The organism is Coprococcus sp. TM115-187 (assembly GCF_027679115.1).
GTDB lineage: Bacteria > Bacillota > Clostridia > Lachnospirales > Lachnospiraceae > Allocoprococcus > Allocoprococcus comes.
In genome coordinates this window covers 24423-42314 of the sequence record NZ_JAQEKS010000001.1, presented here as the reverse complement: position 1 = coordinate 42314, position 17892 = coordinate 24423, and the positions used below count along the sequence as shown (strand labels likewise).

General features: G+C 44.6%; 17 protein-coding genes. 16 read left to right on the top strand and 1 reads right to left on the bottom strand.

What is annotated here, in order from left to right:
* From coaE to PGW42_RS00165, 5 genes are read left to right on the top strand one after another with little or no spacing between them, the layout of a single operon-like run.
* Positions 1-591, top strand: coding sequence for a dephospho-CoA kinase (gene coaE / locus PGW42_RS00185; protein ID WP_008372230.1), 591 nt, complete (start codon positions 1-3; stop codon positions 589-591).
* A gap of 20 nt (positions 592-611) precedes the next feature.
* Positions 612-1409, top strand: coding sequence for an MBL fold metallo-hydrolase (locus PGW42_RS00180; protein WP_117823896.1), 798 nt, complete (start codon positions 612-614; stop codon positions 1407-1409).
* Positions 1410-1451: 42 nt separating this feature from the next.
* On the top strand, positions 1452-1724 hold the full coding sequence (locus PGW42_RS00175) for an ACT domain-containing protein (protein WP_117556694.1): 273 nt from the start codon (positions 1452-1454) through the stop codon (positions 1722-1724).
* 11 nt (positions 1725-1735) lie between these two features.
* Positions 1736-3100, top strand: coding sequence for a PFL family protein (locus tag PGW42_RS00170; protein WP_270203114.1), 1365 nt, complete (start codon positions 1736-1738; stop codon positions 3098-3100).
* Positions 3101-3117: 17 nt separating this feature from the next.
* Positions 3118-3990, top strand: a complete 873-nt coding sequence (locus PGW42_RS00165) for a DegV family protein (protein WP_175306221.1) — start codon at positions 3118-3120, stop codon at positions 3988-3990.
* A 76-nt stretch (positions 3991-4066) separates the two neighbouring features.
* Here PGW42_RS00165 and PGW42_RS00160 read toward each other — a convergent pair whose 3' ends face one another.
* Complete coding sequence (locus PGW42_RS00160) at positions 4067-5365, bottom strand: tRNA(Met) cytidine acetate ligase (RefSeq protein WP_270203116.1); 1299 nt, start codon at positions 5363-5365, stop codon at positions 4067-4069.
* Positions 5366-5565: 200 nt separating this feature from the next.
* Here PGW42_RS00160 and PGW42_RS00155 point away from each other — a divergent pair, with 200 nt between their 5' ends.
* From PGW42_RS00155 to PGW42_RS00105, 11 genes are all read left to right on the top strand, one after another.
* Positions 5566-6753, top strand: a complete 1188-nt coding sequence (locus tag PGW42_RS00155) for an acetate/propionate family kinase (protein ID WP_270203117.1) — start codon at positions 5566-5568, stop codon at positions 6751-6753.
* Positions 6754-6850: 97 nt separating this feature from the next.
* On the top strand, positions 6851-7378 hold the full coding sequence (locus PGW42_RS00150) for a YceD family protein (protein ID WP_055156626.1): 528 nt from the start codon (positions 6851-6853) through the stop codon (positions 7376-7378).
* Positions 7379-7381: 3 nt separating this feature from the next.
* A complete protein-coding gene (rpmF, locus tag PGW42_RS00145) occupies positions 7382-7564 on the top strand; it encodes a 50S ribosomal protein L32 (protein ID WP_008372209.1) in 183 nt (60 codons plus the stop codon).
* Between the two features lie 142 nt (positions 7565-7706).
* Positions 7707-8732, top strand: coding sequence for a phosphate acyltransferase PlsX (plsX, locus tag PGW42_RS00140; protein ID WP_055156687.1), 1026 nt, complete (start codon positions 7707-7709; stop codon positions 8730-8732).
* Positions 8733-8753: 21 nt separating this feature from the next.
* Complete coding sequence (gene acpP, locus PGW42_RS00135; RefSeq protein ID WP_008372189.1) at positions 8754-8984, top strand: acyl carrier protein; 231 nt, start codon at positions 8754-8756, stop codon at positions 8982-8984.
* A 67-nt stretch (positions 8985-9051) separates the two neighbouring features.
* Positions 9052-9747 carry a ribonuclease III gene (rnc, locus tag PGW42_RS00130; protein WP_022219880.1) on the top strand — a complete coding sequence of 232 codons (696 nt, stop codon included), beginning with the start codon at positions 9052-9054 and terminating at the stop codon, positions 9745-9747.
* A 7-nt stretch (positions 9748-9754) separates the two neighbouring features.
* Complete coding sequence (gene smc, locus PGW42_RS00125; protein ID WP_270203119.1) at positions 9755-13315, top strand: chromosome segregation protein SMC; 3561 nt, start codon at positions 9755-9757, stop codon at positions 13313-13315.
* Positions 13316-13331: 16 nt separating this feature from the next.
* Positions 13332-14285, top strand: a complete 954-nt coding sequence (gene ftsY, locus PGW42_RS00120; protein ID WP_022219882.1) for a signal recognition particle-docking protein FtsY — start codon at positions 13332-13334, stop codon at positions 14283-14285.
* Between the two features lie 4 nt (positions 14286-14289).
* Positions 14290-15504, top strand: coding sequence for a threonine ammonia-lyase (gene ilvA / locus PGW42_RS00115; protein WP_008372180.1), 1215 nt, complete (start codon positions 14290-14292; stop codon positions 15502-15504).
* 324 nt (positions 15505-15828) lie between these two features.
* On the top strand, positions 15829-17217 hold the full coding sequence (locus tag PGW42_RS00110) for a 2-isopropylmalate synthase (protein ID WP_055248879.1): 1389 nt from the start codon (positions 15829-15831) through the stop codon (positions 17215-17217).
* Positions 17218-17239: 22 nt separating this feature from the next.
* Positions 17240-17878 (top strand): GntR family transcriptional regulator, encoded by a 639-nt coding sequence (locus PGW42_RS00105; RefSeq protein WP_118199452.1) that lies wholly within the window; start codon positions 17240-17242, stop codon positions 17876-17878.
* Positions 17879-17892 lie beyond the last annotated feature (14 nt).

Here is a 17892-nt window from a genome sequence, read left to right as displayed (position 1 = left end):
ATGAGAAAAATAGGAATAACAGGAGGCATTGGTTCCGGGAAGAGCAAAGTACTCGACTTTTTAAGTGTAGTGTGCGGTGCGGTGATCTGCCAGTCAGATCTGGTGGCACATCAGGTACAGCTTCCGGGAGAAAAATGTTATCAGAAGGTCGTGGAGACGTTTGGGAAAGAAATTTTAAATCCTGATGGAACGATTGATCGGAAAATTCTTGGCAGAATTGTGTTTGATCAGCCAGAGAAACTGCAAAAGCTTAATGCGATCGTGCATCCGGCGGTCAATGAAAAGATCCGGGAGGAAATGCAGAAGGCGCAGGAAGAGGGAAAAGAGCTTTTTATTCTGGAAGCCGCACTCCTTACGGAACCGGTATATCGTGAGATGTTGGATGAGATCTGGTATATTCATGTGCCACAGGAGATCCGGATGGAGCGACTGAGAAGTTCACGCGGATATTCAGATGAAAAAATGTATGCGGTGTTTGCAAATCAGCCGTCGGAAGAGACATTTACAGCGGTTTCGGATCTTGTGATCGAAAACGGCGGAACCTTTGAAGAGACGGAAAAACAGATAGATTTGGCGCTGGGAAGAGGCTAAGAACAGGGAGAAGAAACAAGATGAGATTATGCAGTATTGCCAGTGGCAGCAGCGGAAACTGTATTTATGTGGGGAGCGATCACACGCATCTGCTTGTAGATACAGGAATCAGCAAAAAACGAATTGAGGAAGGCTTAAAGGAACTTGAAATAAAAGGGGAAGAGCTGGATGGAATCCTGATCACCCATGAACATGCAGATCATATTCAGGGACTTGGTGTATTCAGCAGAAAATATGAGATCCCGATCTATGGAACACCGGGAACGATTCGGGGAATCCGTGATTATAAAAATCTCGGGAAAATGCCGGAAGGACTTTACCATGAAATCCAGGTAGATAAAGAATTTAAGCTGGGAGATATTGATGTGCATCCATTTGCTATTTCCCATGATGCAAATGAACCGAGCGGCTACCGCTTTGAGCAGGATGGAAAGAAGATCGCGGTAGCAACGGATCTTGGAAAATATGATGAATATACGGTAGAGAACCTGAAGGATTTAAACGCGGTCCTGTTGGAATCTAACCATGATATACATATGCTGGAAGTCGGTCCTTATCCGTACTACCTGAAGCAGAGAGTTCTTGGGGACAGAGGACATTTATCAAATGAATTGTCAGGACGGCTTCTTTGTGATATACTACACAATAACTTGCAGAGTGTATTGCTGGGGCATTTGAGCAAGGAGAATAATTACGAAGAACTTGCGTATGAGACTGTCAGGCTGGAGGTCACTTTGGGGCAGAACCCGTATAAGGGGGATGAGATACCAATCGCAGTTGCAAAAAGGGATCAGGTGTCTGCAGTGATCGAGGTTTAGAAAAAGAAAGTATGCAGGATTGGATTCAGGAGGACAGGCAGAATGAAGAAATGCATTATTACAGTAGTCGGTAAAGATTCGGTAGGAATTATTGCAAAAGTATGTACATACCTGGCAGAGACCAATATCAATATTTTAAATATTTCCCAGGCGATCGTGGATGGGTATTTTAATATGATGGCGGTTGCAGATGTGGAAAATTCAAAAAAAGAACTGGATATCGTAGCGGTAGAACTTCGTGATATCGGCTTACAGATCGGTGTCAATATTCATTGTCAGAGAGAAGAGATTTTTGAAAAAATGCACAGAGTGTAAGGAGAACCGCTATGATTAATTTTTACGAAGTAGTAGAAACAAACCAGATGATCGAAGAAGAAAATCTGGATGTAAGAACAATCACATTGGGTATCAGTCTGATGGACTGTATTGACTCAGATCTGGACAGACTGAATGAAAAGATATATAAAAAAATCACAACACTTGCAAAGGATCTTGTATCGACAGGAGAGAAGATCGAAAGTGAATTTGGAATTCCGATCGTTAATAAGCGGATTTCCATTACACCGGTTGCACTTGTTGGCGGTTCAGCCTGCAAAAAACCAGAGGATTTTGTGACGATCGCAGAGACACTGGATAAAGCAGCAAAGGAAGTCGGTGTAAACTTTATCGGAGGATACTCTGCAATCGTATCCAAGGGAATGACAAAGAGCGATGAACTCCTGATCCGTTCCATTCCGATGGCAATGGCAAAGACAGAGCGTGTGTGCAGTTCGGTCAATGTAGGTTCGACAAAGACTGGTATTGATATGGATGCAGTCCGTCTTTGCGGCGAGATTGTAAAAGAGACAGCAGAGGCGACAAAGGACAAGGATTCGATTGGCTGTGCAAAATTTGTAGTTTTATGTAATGCACCGGATGATAACCCGTTTATGGCAGGGGCCTTTTTAGGTGTTACCGAAGGAGATGCCGTGATCAATGTCGGTGTCAGCGGACCTGGTGTTGTAAAAAGAGCGATTGAAAAATGTCGTGGCGAGGGCTTTCAGGAACTTTGTGATACGATCAAGAAGACCGCATTTAAGGTGACAAGGGTTGGTCAGCTTGTAGCCGGAGAAGCTTCCAAAAGGCTTGGTATTCCGTTCGGAATCATTGACCTGTCACTTGCACCGACACCGGCTGTTGGTGATTCAGTAGCGGAGATTCTGGAAGAAATCGGACTTGAGAGAGTTGGCGCACCAGGAACAACAGCAGCACTTGCTATGCTGAACGATCAGGTGAAAAAAGGTGGCGTTATGGCGTCTTCCTATGTAGGAGGTTTAAGCGGAGCTTTTATTCCGGTCAGTGAGGATAAAGGAATGATCGATGCAGTCAATGCCGGATCTCTTTGTATAGAAAAGCTGGAGGCGATGACTTGCGTCTGCTCGGTAGGACTTGATATGATCGCTATTCCGGGTAAGACGAAAGCTGCTACGATTTCCGGGATCATTGCGGATGAGATGGCGATCGGAATGGTCAATCAGAAGACAACGGCGGTTCGTGTGATACCTGTAGTTGGAAAGGATGTTGGAGATATGGCAGAGTTTGGTGGCCTTTTGGGATATGCGCCGATCATGCCGGTCAATGAATTTGACTGCAGTGCATTTGTGAATCGAAAGGGAAGAATTCCTGCACCGATACATAGTTTTAAAAATTAGAAAGAGGTAAAGAGAGCATGGGGAAAGTTGCGATTGTAACAGATAGTAACAGTGGAATTACACAGGCAGAAGGAAAGAAGATGGGAATTTACGTACTTCCGATGCCATTCTATATCAATGAGGAGTTGTTTTACGAGGATATCACACTCACGCAGGAGGAGTTTTATGAAAAACTGGCAGGAGATGCAGATATTAAGACTTCCCAACCGGCTCCCGGAGATGTAATGGATATGTGGGACAAGGCGCTGGAGGAATATGATGAGGTTGTACATATTCCGATGTCAGCCGGTCTTAGCAGTTCATGTGAGACTGCAATCATGCTTTCCCAGGACTATGATGGAAAAGTACAGGTCGTAAATAATCACCGGATTTCTGTTACGCAGCGAAGATCGGTGGAAGAGGCGAAAAAGCTTGCAGATGCTGGAAAGAGCGCGGCAGAAATTAAAAAACTGTTAGAAGCGATCCAGTGGGACAGTGATATCTATATTACAGTAGATACTTTAAAATACCTGAAGAAAGGCGGCAGACTTACACCGGCAGCTGCAGCGATTGGAACGGTTCTGAACCTGAAGCCAGTTCTCCGTCTTAAAGGAGAAAAGCTGGATGCGTTTGCGAAGTCAAGAGGATGGAAGAGTGCAAAGAAGACGATGATCAAGACAATTAATGAGATTCGTACTTCAGAATTCGGAGATTGTGATGGAAAAAAAGATCTGTATCTGGATGCAGCTTACACAGGAGACCGCAAGGAGGCACAGGAATGGCTGGATGAGCTTCATGAAGCATTTCCGGAGTTTGAAATCCGGATGGATCCACTGTCGTTGAGTGTGGCATGCCATATCGGACCTGGAGCCAGGGCGGTGACTCTTACCAAAATTCTTCATGTGAACTAAATGAGAAAGAGACTTTTTGCACAAACATGCGTAGTAGTGGTGTGCAAAAAGTCTCTTTTTTGACAAAGGGGAAGGGTTAAATAATTTGCAACTGCTTCTGGTATTCATTTGTAAAAGGTGTGCCAAATTTCTCGGTAATTATGGATTCATACAGGTCTGATGCGAAAATGTCCAGGTTCAGGAGGATCTGGGTGGCGGAGGTGAGATCTCTGGCATCTGCGAGCTTTGTGATCAGAGGGATGGTGGCATACTCTTTGATCTCTTTAAGGATTTGAGTATCTTTTTTTTGAAAACCGAGTACGCGGGCATAAAGGGCGGATGTGGATGACCGCTCTTTTTTTGCTTTGCCGGAAATGTTGCCGGAATCTTCTGCAAAACAGAAAGGAGGCTCATGTCGGAAGGTGTCCTTTTCTATGCCGAGCAGGATGTGCAGCAGGGCGCGGCTGATCCGGGTGTAGGTAAGCTCTCTGGTTTTCAGAAGATCGCAGAAGGAACTCCAGGTAGCAAAATCATTTCTCTGATTGATGATCCGGTTGGCGAGGTCTTTGCTGACATCAAGGTAATCGGTCAGAGAGGAAGCACTCTCACAGAGCAGTCGATACTTTAGCAGGAGCGAAAAATCATCCTGGATAATTGGAAGTGAGGACTGGTAATTCTTTCGCAGCAGATCTGAAGAAGCGGGCGGAAGTTGTCCTGCGACGGATGAAAAAGCATCTTCTGGTAAAGATGGATTCAGAATTCGGTTGCGGATCGCAGTTGCGGAACTGAAGGTTTCGCAGAGGGCAGTATCGTGGTAGCCGGATCCCTCGCGGGGAATTGCGAAAGGCTGGATCGGACTTTTGAAATACCGGAGCGCTTTTAAGTATTCAATCCCAAGGGTATTGTTTGGTGAGGACAGGATTTCGGCAAGGGACGGATCCTTTGTATAGACACTTAGGGCAGTCTGGCGTGCCTGCGGAAACGGTCGGCCTTTTCGCAGCTCATCCTGCAAGAGCTGCCGGTAGACTTCTGGCTCTTCGGAAAGAATCCGGGCAAGCCGATTGAGTTTTTTGATATCGCCACACTCACTGCCAAAGCAGAGATAGGAAATACAGCCAAGACTGTTAAAAATAGAAACGGCACCTCTTGCAAACAACTCTGCACTGCCACAGGAAAAAAGGACCGGGAGCTCCAGAATGAGTGATGCACCGCCAAGAAGGGCAGCTTTTGCCCGCAAATGCTTTGGTGCGATAGCAGGGGCGCCACGCTGGACGAAGTCACCACTCATAAGGACAACTGCCGCATCTGCCCCCGTTTTTTGAAGTGCCTGGTCTATATGATACTGATGTCCGTTGTGGAACGGATTATATTCTGCGATGATACCGACGATTTTCATACTTTTAACTAAAATCTCCTTTGTGTTGTTTGTGAAAAGATTATACTATAAAAAGAGTTTTTGTGCAAAAAACATTGTACTGGAAAATATTACGTGAAAAAAATAACATTACTTGTATACAATGTGTGCAAGGAGTATAATTAAAAATAGAGTGTGAGTTCTAATAAAGAAAATTCTAGTACCAGAAGGGAGAAACATCAATGAATGTATTAGTAATCAACTGCGGAAGTTCATCACTGAAGTTCCAGCTCATCAACTCAGAATCGGAGGCGGTTCTCGCAAAAGGTCTTTGCGAAAGAATCGGTATTGACGGAAGACTTACCTATCAGCCGGCAGGTGGAGAGAAGAATGTATCTGAAAAGGCTATGCCTACACATACAGAAGCAATCCAGTTCGTAATCGACGCGCTGACAGATGCAGATACAGGTGTTGTTAAGAGCCTTGACGAAATCGGAGCAGTCGGACATCGTGTTGTTCACGGCGGAGAAAAGTTTGCAAAATCTGTAGTTGTAACACCGGAAGTAAAAGCTGCGATCGCAGAGTGCAATGACCTTGCACCACTTCACAACCCGGCAAACTTAATCGGAATCGAAGCTTGTGAAAGTCTGATGCCGGGCACACCACAGGTTGTTGTATTTGATACTGCTTTTCATCAGACAATGCCTGAGAAAGCTTATATGTATGGACTTCCATATGAATATTATGAAAAATACAAAGTAAGACGTTACGGATTCCACGGAACAAGCCACAGCTTCGTATCTAAGAGAGTAGCTGAGATTGTTGGAAAACCATACAACGCAACAAAGACGATCGTATGCCATCTTGGTAATGGAGCATCTGTTTCAGCAGTGCTTAACGGAGAATCAGTAGATACCTCTATGGGACTTACTCCACTGGAAGGTCTTGTAATGGGAACACGTTCAGGAGATATCGACCCGGCTATCATGGAATTCGTTGCTAAGAAAGAAAACCTTGATATCGCAGGTATCATGAACGTTCTGAACAAGAAATCTGGTGTAGAAGGTATTTCCGGAGTATCAAGCGACTTCCGTGACCTTGAAGAAGCAGCAGATAACGGAAATGCACGTGCAGCACTTGCAATTGATGTGTTTGCTTACAGAGTAGCAAAATATGTTGGTGCATACACAGCAGCTATGAACGGTGTAGACAATATCGTATTCACAGCCGGTATCGGTGAAAATGCCGGACTTGTAAGAACAAAAGTCTGCAGCTATCTTGGATATCTTGGAATTACAATCGATGAAGAAGCAAATGGAAAACGTGGAGAAGAGATCGTAATCTCTACACCAGATTCCAAAGTGAAAGTTCTTGTAGTTCCGACAAACGAAGAACTTGCAATTGCAAGAGAGACAGTTGCACTTGTATAACAGAAGAAATTAGAAAAAACCTTAAAATCTGTAAATCATCCTTGACAAAAAGAATTTACATGGTATAATAGTTTAGGTGTGAACAGGAGAAAGAATTATGTTAATTGACCTGTCCGAAGTCTTATCTGAACCGCATAAGTCCATTGACGAAGTGGTCGGCACTGAGATGAAAGAAGTGAAGGTGAACGGAAGCAGATTTCCGGTAAGCCGGACACAGCCTGTGCATATTCATGTCGAGTATGCCGGCGAAAAAAAACTTCATATCAGTTGTGAGACAAGTCTTACGGTAATCATTCCGTGTGACAGATGTCTTACAGATGTACCGACAGATTTCACGCTTTCCTTTGAAAAGCAGGTGAATACAGCTCTGGCAGACGGAGAAGATGATGGCGAATCCGATGAAGCGAATTACATTGACGGATATCATCTTGATGTGGAGCAGCTGCTCTATAACGAGATTTTAGTAGGGTGGCCGATGAAAGTTCTATGTAGCGAAGACTGTAAAGGGATTTGCAGTGTATGTGGTCAGAACTTGAATGAGGGAAGCTGCGACTGCGAAGACACCAGTCTTGACCCTAGAATGTCAGTTATCCGCGATCTTTACAAGAATTTTAAGGAGGTGTAACCTATGTCAATTTGTCCAAAGAATAAATCTTCTAAAGCAAGAAGAGACAAGAGAAGAGCAAACTGGAAAATGAGCGCACCGAATCTGGTGAAATGCAGCAAATGTGGAGAACTTATGATGCCACACAGAGTTTGCAAAGCTTGTGGATCTTACAACAAGAGAGAAATCGTTACTGTAGAAAACTAATTAAAAAAGGCTATAGTACAGGAGTTAGGCGTATTGCTTAACTCCTTTTCTTTTTGCCTAATTTTCCTAAATCTGCTAAATATTATTGATTTTTACGGTCATGTCTAGTAGAATTGGTTTAGTAATGCTGGGAGGTAACAGTATGAAAGAAATAACAAAAGTTGTTGTCGATGCAATGGGCGGAGACAACGCACCGCATGAGATTATCAAAGGTGCGGTCGAGGCGGTCGGGAAGTCAGATGCGATCCATGTGATCCTGGTCGGAAAAGAAGATGTCATCAATCAGGAACTTTCCGGGTACACATATAATAAAGAACAGATTTCGGTTGTTCATACATCGGAAGTAATTGAGACAGCAGAACCGCCGGTTATGGCGATCCGCAGAAAGAAAGACTCATCCATTGTGGTAGGTCTTAAGATGGTGAAGGATAAAGAAGCTGACGCTTTTGTTTCAGCAGGAAGTTCCGGTGCGGTTCTTGCCGGGGGACAGCTTCTGGTTGGACGTATCAAAGGGGTGGAAAGACCACCGCTTGCACCGCTGATCCCGACAGAAAAAGGATTCTCCATTTTGATCGACTGTGGGGCGAATGTAGATGCAAGACCTTCACATCTGGTGCAGTTTGCCAAGATGGGTTCGATCTATATGGAACATATTATGGGAGTCAAGAATCCGAAGGTTGCGATCGTCAATATCGGAGCTGAGGAAGAAAAGGGTAATGCCCTGGTCAAGGAGACTTTTCCTATGCTGAAAGAATGTAAGGATATTAACTTTACCGGAAGCATCGAAGCGAGAGAAATCCCTCACGGACAGGCAGATGTTATCGTCTGTGAAGCATTTACCGGCAACGTGATCCTGAAACTCTATGAAGGAGTAGCATCGGTTCTTGTAAGCAAGATCAAAGGTGGTATGAAGCAGAATCTCCGCGGCATGATCGGTGGACTTCTGGTTAAGCCGGTGCTGAAAAAGACTATGAAGGATTTTGACGCAAGTGAGTACGGTGGAGCACCACTGCTTGGACTCACCGGTCTGGTAGTAAAGACACACGGCAGTTCCAAGGCAAAAGAAGTCTGCAATTCAATTTTGCAGTGCGTAACCTTCAAAGAAGAAGGAATCAATGAAAAGATCAAAGAATGTATTCAGGCGGAAGAAAAATCCGCACAGGAATAAGCTCAGAAAGGATTAAGAATTATGGAATTTGAAAAACTGAAAGACATTATTGTTGATGTGATGGGATGTAACCCGGATGAAATTACGATGGACACTACATTTGTAGATGATCTGGGAGCTGATTCGCTTGATATTTTCCAGATTATTATGGGAATTGAAGATGCATTTGATATCGAAATTGAAAATGAAGATGCAGAAAAGATCGCAACAGTAGGTGATGCTGTAGAACAGATCAAGAACGCTGTTAACTAGGGAAAATGATTACAGGGGACATCCCCATTTTTGGGGAGTGTCCTTTTTTAAAATTGGAGGAGCAATCATGAGCAGAAATGTAAAGGAACTGGAAGAAAAAATCGGCTACAATTTCAAGGACAGCCATTTGCTCAGACATGCTGTGACGCACAGCTCTTATGTGAATGAAAAGCATATGAAGAAGGCAGACTGTAATGAACGTCTGGAATTCCTTGGAGATGCTGTTCTGGAACTGATTTCAAGCGAATATCTTTTTTTCGAGAACCAGACAATGCCGGAAGGAGAACTGACTAAGTTAAGAGCAAGCATGGTATGCGAGAAGGCACTTGCATTTTGTGCGCGGGATCTGGAACTTGGAAGTTATCTGCTGCTTGGGAAAGGTGAGGACGCGACCGGTGGAAGATTCAGAGAGTCTATTACCTCGGATGCATTGGAAGCACTGATTGGTGCGATTTATCTGGATGGTGGTTTTGCTAATGCGAAAGAGTTTATTTTAAAATATATTTTAAACGACCTGGAAGGAAAACGGCTCTTTTATGATAGCAAGACTATCCTGCAGGAAATGGTACAGGGCGGTCAGGAAAAAGGAATTGTCTACCAGCTGGTAGGAGAAGAGGGACCGGACCACAATAAATCCTTCCGTGTAGAGGTTGTGATCGGCGGAGAAGCCTTTGGATGTGGTATCGGAAGGACCAAAAAGGCTGCCGAACAGGAAGCGGCTTATCAGGCAATCCTGAAGCTGAAAGAAGGAAAGGTACAGTAGGTGAGGCATGTATTTAAAAAGTATTGAAGTACAGGGATTCAAGTCTTTTGCAAATAAGATTGTCTTTGAATTTCATAACGGGATCACCGGAATCGTCGGACCGAACGGAAGTGGGAAAAGTAACGTGGCGGATGCCGTCCGCTGGGTACTCGGAGAGCAGAAGGTGAAGCAGCTCCGTGGAGGTACGATGCAGGATGTTATTTTTTCCGGTACGGAAAACCGGAAACCCCTCAGCTACGCATCGGTTGCGATTACACTGGATAATTCAGATCACAAACTCCCGGTGGAGTTTGAAGAGGTTAAAGTCACAAGAAAGTTGTACCGTTCGGGGGAAAGTGAATACCTGATCAACGGCAGTGTCTGCAGGCTCAAAGATATCAATGAGATGTTTTATGATACAGGTATCGGAAAAGAAGGATATTCGATCATCGGACAGGGACAGATTGACAAGATCCTGAGCGGTAAGCCGGAAGAGAGACGAGAGCTTTTTGATGAGGCGGCCGGGATTGTCAAATTTAAGCGCCGCAAGGCGTTATCTCTTCGCAAACTGGAAGAAGAGCAGAGCAATCTGGTCCGTGTTAATGATATTTTGGGAGAGTTGGAAAAGCAGTTTGGTCCGCTTCAGAAACAGTCGGAGACAGCGAAGGAATATCTGAAAAAGAGAGAAGAACTGAAGCATTATGACATCAATATGTTCCTGGTGGAGATGAAACGTCTGAAGGGGCAGATCCGGGAAAACGATGAGAAGCTGAAGATTGCGCAGGATGAACTCACTGAAGCTGGCAAAAAGCATGAAGATATGAAGGCGCAGTATGAGAAGATCGAGCAGGAAGTAGATGAGATCGACGCCGGAATCGAGCATGCAAAAAGCCAGAGAAATGAGACAACACTTCTGAAGCAGCAGTTGGAAAACCAGATCGAGCTTTTAAAAGAGCAGATCAACAGTGTCCGTATGAATGATGAACACTATGAAAAACGCGCAAACGATATTCAGGCAGAGCTTGCAAACCGTGAAAGGCAGAAATCCGAACTGGAAGAAGAAAAAGCAGAGATCGACAGACATCTTGCAGCAGCATCTGAGAGACAAAAGCAGGCAGGAGAGGAGCTGACTGCCCTGCAGAGCCGGATTGCAGAGATGACAGTGGAGATTGAAAAGAATCAGAACGATATCCGTGAGCTTCTGAATAACCGTGCATCCACGAAGGCAAAGCTGCAGCATTATGAAACGACGCTTGAACAGATCAAGGTACGCCGGGCACTGCTTTATAAACGTCTGGTAGAAGCGGAGAGTGATGTACAGAGGCAACAGGAACTTGCCGCGCAGTATACGGAAGAACTGAAGGCAGTATCAGGGAAGATCACGGATTCTGTAGAACAGATCAAAAACTATGAAACAGAGATTGCCGGACTGCAAAAAGAGATCGGACAGGCAAATGAAAACCTGCGAAACAGGCAGAATGCTTATCACAGGGAGTACTCTCGTCTGGAATCTCTGAGGAACCTTACGGAACGTTACGATGGTTATGGGAACAGTATCCGTCGTGTGATGGAGCAGAAAAGCCGTGAGCCGAAAATCCTGGGGGTTGTGGCTGATCTGATCAAAGTAGATAAAAAATATGAGACTGCGGTGGAGATCGCACTTGGAGGCAGTATCCAGAATATTGTTACTGCAGACGAAGAGACTGCAAAAAAAATGATTGGTTATCTGAAGCAGAACCGGTATGGCCGTGCAACTTTCCTTCCATTGACAGCGATTCATGGGGGACAGGGATTTGCCAGGGCAGAAGCCCTTCGCGAGCCGGGTGTGATCGGCACGGCGGACAAGCTGGTAACGGTAGAAGATAAATTTACATCTCTTGCAGAGCATCTTCTTGGAAGAACTCTTGTGGCAGACAACATTGATACTGGGATCCGTCTGGCAAGAAAGTATCGTCAGTCTCTGCGTATCGTTACGCTGGAAGGAGATCTGATCAATCCTGGCGGAGCAATGAGTGGTGGAGCATTTAAGAATTCCAGTAATCTGCTCAGCAGAAGACGTGAGATTGAAGAACTGGAAAAGACGGTTGCGCGTCTGAAAACAGAACTCCAGAAATCGGAAGCAGAAGTTGCGTCCGCAAAGGAGAAGCGGATGGCGCTGTATGCAAAGGTGGAAGAGATCCAGCAGGAATTGCAGAATGACTATGTGGTTCAAAATACTGCGAAGATGAATCTGGACCAGGTAAAAAGCCGTCAAAATGCGACCAGAGAAAATTCAGAAGGAATTTATGCGGAGCGCAAGAAACTGGAAGAACAGGTTCATGAGATCGAGGAAAACGAAGAATCAATCAAAATGGAACTGGAGACCAGCCAGCAACTGGAGGACGAGCTGACACGCCAGATGGAAAGTTCACAGAAGTGGCTGGAAAAAGAGCGTGAGACAGAAGCTGCAGAAGTGCGCAAAAATGAAAATATTCATCTTAGTTTTGCTGCATTGGAGCAGAAAAAAGATTTTATCGAGGAGAATTTTGTCCGTATCCGGGAAGAGATGGGAAAATTCCAGGAAGAGCTTGCCACTTTAAATGCAAGCAAAGGAGAGAATCACGGTGAAATAGAGCAAAAGGAAGCACAGATTACCGAGATCCGGCAGACGATAGAGAATTCAAAGGAATTATTTGAGAAAATCAACAAAGAGATCGAAGAATCGCAGAAAAAGCGGGAAGAACTGAATCAGAAGCATAAGGCATTCCTGAAAAAGCGAGAAGATCTGGCAGCTCATATGGCAGAGCTTGATAAAGAATCCTTCCGGCTTACCAGCAAGAAAGAAGGCTACGAGGAAGCTTTGGAAAAGCAGATCAATTATATGTGGGAAGAGTACGAACTGACGTATAATCATGCACTGGAAATCCGGGATGAGAGTCTGACAGATCCTGCCGAGATGCGAAGGCGGATCCAGGAATTAAAGACGGAGATCCGGAAACTCGGATCGGTGAACGTCAATGCGATCGAAGATTTTAAAAATCTTTCCGAGCGGTATGAATTTATGAAAACGCAGCATGATGATCTGGTAGAGGCAGAAGCAACGCTCAAGAAGATCATTGAAGAGCTGGACGAGGCGATGCGTAAGCAGTTTACTGAGCAGTTTGCAAAGATCAGCCAGGAGTTTAATCAGGTGTTCAAACAACTGTTCGGTGGTGGAAAAGGAACTCTGGAACTGATGGATGATGAGGATGTGCTGGAAGCCGGAATCCGGATCATTGCGCAGCCGCCGGGTAAAAAACTTCAGAATATGATGCAGCTTTCCGGTGGAGAAAAGGCGTTGACGGCGATTTCGCTGCTGTTTGCAATCCAGAATCTGAAACCTTCCCCGTTTTGTCTGCTGGATGAGATCGAGGCGGCACTGGATGATTCTAATGTCACGAGATTTGCACAGTATTTGCACAAGCTGACGAAAAATACACAGTTTATCGTCATTACACACCGTCGTGGTACGATGACAGCGGCAGACCGGCTGTATGGGATCACTATGCAGGAAAAAGGGGTATCAACGCTGGTATCTGTGGATCTTCTGGAAGATGAGCTTACAAAGTAGTGGATAGGAGGATATGATGGCAGAAGAAAAAATGGGATTTTTTAAGCGTCTGGTAGCAGGACTTAACAAGACGCGCGATAATATCGTGTCTGGAATGGACAGTATTTTTCATGGATTTTCAAAGATAGATGAGGACTTTTATGAGGAACTGGAAGAGGTTCTGATCATGGGAGATCTGGGGGTAAAAGCAACTTACGCGATTCTTGATGATCTTCGTAAAAAAGTAAAAGAACAGCATATCAAAGAGCCGATTGAGTGCAGACAGCTCCTGATCGACAGTATCAAAGAGCAGATGGATGTAGGCGAGACAGCTTATGAATTTGAAAACCAGACTTCTGTTGTTCTGGTGATCGGAGTAAATGGAGTCGGAAAGACGACTACTATCGGAAAACTTGCCGGTAAGATGAGAGGTCAGGGCAAGAAAGTTGTGCTTGCTGCAGCAGATACTTTCCGTGCAGCTGCGGGCGATCAATTAAAGGAATGGGCACATCGTTCGGATGCAGATCTGATCGGCGGACAGGAAGGTGCAGATCCGGCAGCCATCGTTTATGATGCGGTAGCGGCTGCAAAAGCGAGAAAGGCAGATATCCTTCTGGTGGATACAGCCGGAAGACTTCACAATAAAAAGAACCTGATGGAGGAACTGAAGAAGATTAACCGTGTGCTGGAAAGAGAATATCCGGAAGCATACAGGGAAACTTTGGTCGTTCTGGATGCAACGACCGGACAGAATGCACTTTCACAGGCAAAGGAATTCAGTGATGTTGCGGATATTACAGGAATTATCCTGACTAAGATGGATGGAACGGCCAAAGGTGGAATTGCAGTTGCAATTCAGGCAGAGCTTGGAATTCCTGTTAAATATATAGGTGTCGGTGAGACAATCGATGATCTGCAGAAATTCGATTCCGACGAATTTGTACAGGCATTATTTACAACAGAAGAAAAGAAGGAAGAAGGAGAAGAATAATAATATGCTGACATTGGAAAAATTTGAAGAAGCAAGCGAGATCGTAAAACGTGTGACACGTCCGACAAAGCTTATCTACAGTGAGTATCTCAGTAGCCAGACCGGGGGAAAGGTCTATTTGAAACCGGAAAATATGCAGTACACAGGTGCATACAAATTAAGAGGAGCTTATTACAAGATCAGCACACTTTCTGAAGAAGATCGTGCAAAAGGTCTGATCACAGCTTCAGCAGGAAACCATGCGCAGGGTGTGGCATATGCGGCAAAAGCGTTTGGATGTAAGGCGACGATTGTTATGCCAACTGTCACTCCGCTGATCAAGGTAAACCGTACCAAGAGCTATGGCGCCGAGGTTGTTTTACACGGAGATGTCTATGACGATGCCTGTGCAAAGGCCTATGAGCTTGCAGAAGAGTACGGATATACTTTTGTACATCCGTTTGATGATCTGGATGTAGCTACCGGACAGGGAACGATTGCAATGGAAATTGTCCAGGAACTCCCAACCGTTGATTATATCCTTGCACCGATCGGGGGCGGCGGACTGATCACAGGTGTATCTACACTTGCGAAAATGCTGAATCCAAAGATCAAAGTGATCGGTGTGGAACCGGCAGAAGCAGCAAGTATGACTGCTGCAATCGAAGCAGGACATACCGTAACACTTCCAAGTGCCAACACGATCGCAGATGGTACAGCAGTAAAAAAAGTCGGGGAACAGAATCTCCCATACGTCATGGAAAATGTAGACCAGATCGTAACTGTAGAAGACGATGAACTGGTCGGAGCATTCCTTGATATGGTGGAAAACCATAAAATGGTAGTAGAAAACTCCGGTCTTCTTTCCGTTGCAGCTTTAAAACAGCTGGATCTGAAAGGTAAGAAAGTAGTATCTATCTTAAGCGGCGGGAACATGGATGTTATTACCATGTCTTCAGTTGTACAGCACGGACTGATCCAGAGAGACCGTATCTTCTCTGTATCGGTACTTCTTCCGGATAAACCGGGTGAACTGGTAAAAGTGGCACAGACGATTGCAGAAGAGCAGGGAAATGTGATCAAACTGGAACATAATCAGTTTGTAAGTATTAACCGGAATGCGGCTGTGGAGCTTCGTGTGACACTGGAAGCATTTGGAACCGATCATAAGAACCGGATCATTGCGGCATTGGAGGCAGCCGGGTTCAGACCGAAGCTGATCAGTGCGAAGTTATATTAGAATGTTTAAGAGGACAGTCTTATCCCCTGGTGAGGGATGAGACTGTCTTTTTTTTGAAAATAAGGTTGTTAGGTCGGGCGAGAACGGTATTGGTTAAAAGGGCAGGACTGCTTCATAGTGAGGGAGAGGGGATAGAGACTGCAAATGTGATTGGGTGCTTGTTAAAGACGGGAGATATAGATGGAAAAATATGGAAATTTAACCAATTAGCACTTTAATTAAATGAAATACTAGGTTAAAGTCACGAAATGAGGAAAATTGGGTTGACATAGAAGGTATAGTTGTATACAATAATACAAAAATACAGGTCAGGGAGTGACGGTTATGGAAAATAGGAAGGTTTATCTGGATAAGCATACAAATTTATTGCAACTTGAGGAGCATATGTACCCGCTGGTAGACGTGGACACACCGAATGTGTTCCGGAACCTGTTTCATTATGATGAGATTCCGAAGATTGCGTTTAATGATCGTATTGTACCGCACAGTATGCCGGATGAGATCTGGATCACGGATACGACATTCAGGGACGGACAGCAGTCGAGAGCACCCTATTCAACGGATCAGATTGTAACCATTTTCGATTATATGCACAGACTTGGAGGTTCGCAGGGGAAGATTCGTCAGAGTGAATTTTTCTTATACAGCAAGAAAGACCGTGATGCCGTATATAAATGTATGGAAAGAGGTTATAAGTTCCCGGAGATCACAAGCTGGATCCGTGCAAATAAAAAGGATTTTGAGCTGGTAAAAGATCTGGGAATGAAGGAAACCGGAATCCTGGTAAGCTGTTCGGATTATCATATTTTTTATAAACTGAAGATGACAAGACGAGAGGCGATGGAACATTATCTGTCAGTTATACGTGAATGTCTGGAGACCGGTGTCAGTCCAAGATGCCATCTGGAAGATATTACCAGATCGGATATTTATGGATTTGTAATTCCATTCTGTCTGGAACTTATGCATCTGATGGAAGAGTATCAGATTCCGGTGAAGATCCGTGTCTGTGATACAATGGGATACGGAGTCAACTATCCGGGGGCTGTGATTCCTCGTTCCATTCCTGGTATCATTTACGGACTCAGAGTACATGCAGGTGTACCGAGTGAACTGATCGAATTCCATGGACACAATGATTTTTACAAGGCAGTCAACAATTCTACAACGGCCTGGCTTTATGGAGCATGTGGTGTGAACTGTTCCTTGTTTGGAATCGGTGAACGTACCGGCAATACGCCGCTGGAAGCGATGATTTTTGAATATGCGCAGCTTCGTGGAACGCTGGATGGTATGGATACAACGGTGATTACTGAACTGGCAGAATATTATGAAAAAGAGATTGGATATCAGATTCCGCCGCGTACCCCGTTTGTCGGAAAGAATTTCAATGTAACCCGTGCGGGGATCCATGCAGACGGACTGTTAAAGAACGAAGAAATCTACAATGTGTTTGATACCGGCAAGTTTCTGAACCGTCCACCGCTGGTTGCTGTGTCAAATACTTCCGGCCTTGCAGGTATTGCACACTGGATAAATACATATTATCACCTGAAAAATGAGAAACAGGTAGACAAGAATTCCATTTTAGTTGTAGAATTGAAGAAGTGGGTTGACGCGGAATATGAATCCGGCCGTGTGACCGTACTCACAGATCAGGAACTAATACGGGAGATTGAGAGAATCTGTGACGAAAAGGGGATTACAATCTAACGAAATTCAGGAGAGAGATAAAATGGAAGAGTATTCATTGAGAAGTCAGGTTTTTCAAACTATCAGAGATGACATTCTGAAAGGTAAGTATGAAGAAAATGACGAACTCAGGGAAGCAACATTGGGGAAGGAACTTGGAGTTAGCCGTACACCGGTAAGAGAGGCACTTAGACAGCTGGAACTGGAGGGACTGGTGAACATCATCCCAAATAAAGGAGCTTATGTTACCGGTATTTCCGATAAGGATGTACATGATATTTATATGATTCGTTCCATGCTGGAAGGATTATGTGTCCGTTGGGCAACAGAACATATTACACAGGAGCAGCTGGAAGAACTGGATGAGATCATTCTTTTATCCGAGTATCATATGGATAAAGGACATTCCGATCAGCTGACAGAGCTGGATGGAAGATTCCATCAGATTCTGTATGAGGCATCACAGAGCAGGATTCTGGATCATGTGCTTTCAGATTTTCACAAATATGTACAGCTTGCAAGAAGGACTTCCGTTAAGACAGAAGAGCGTGCGATCAAGTCGATTGGTGAGCATAACGAGATCCTGAATGCCATCAAGGCGAAGGATGCGGAAAAAGCCGGCAATCTGGCAACGATCCATATTATGCATGTTATGGAGAACCTGCATATCGAAGAAGAATAGCCAAAAAGGAGACG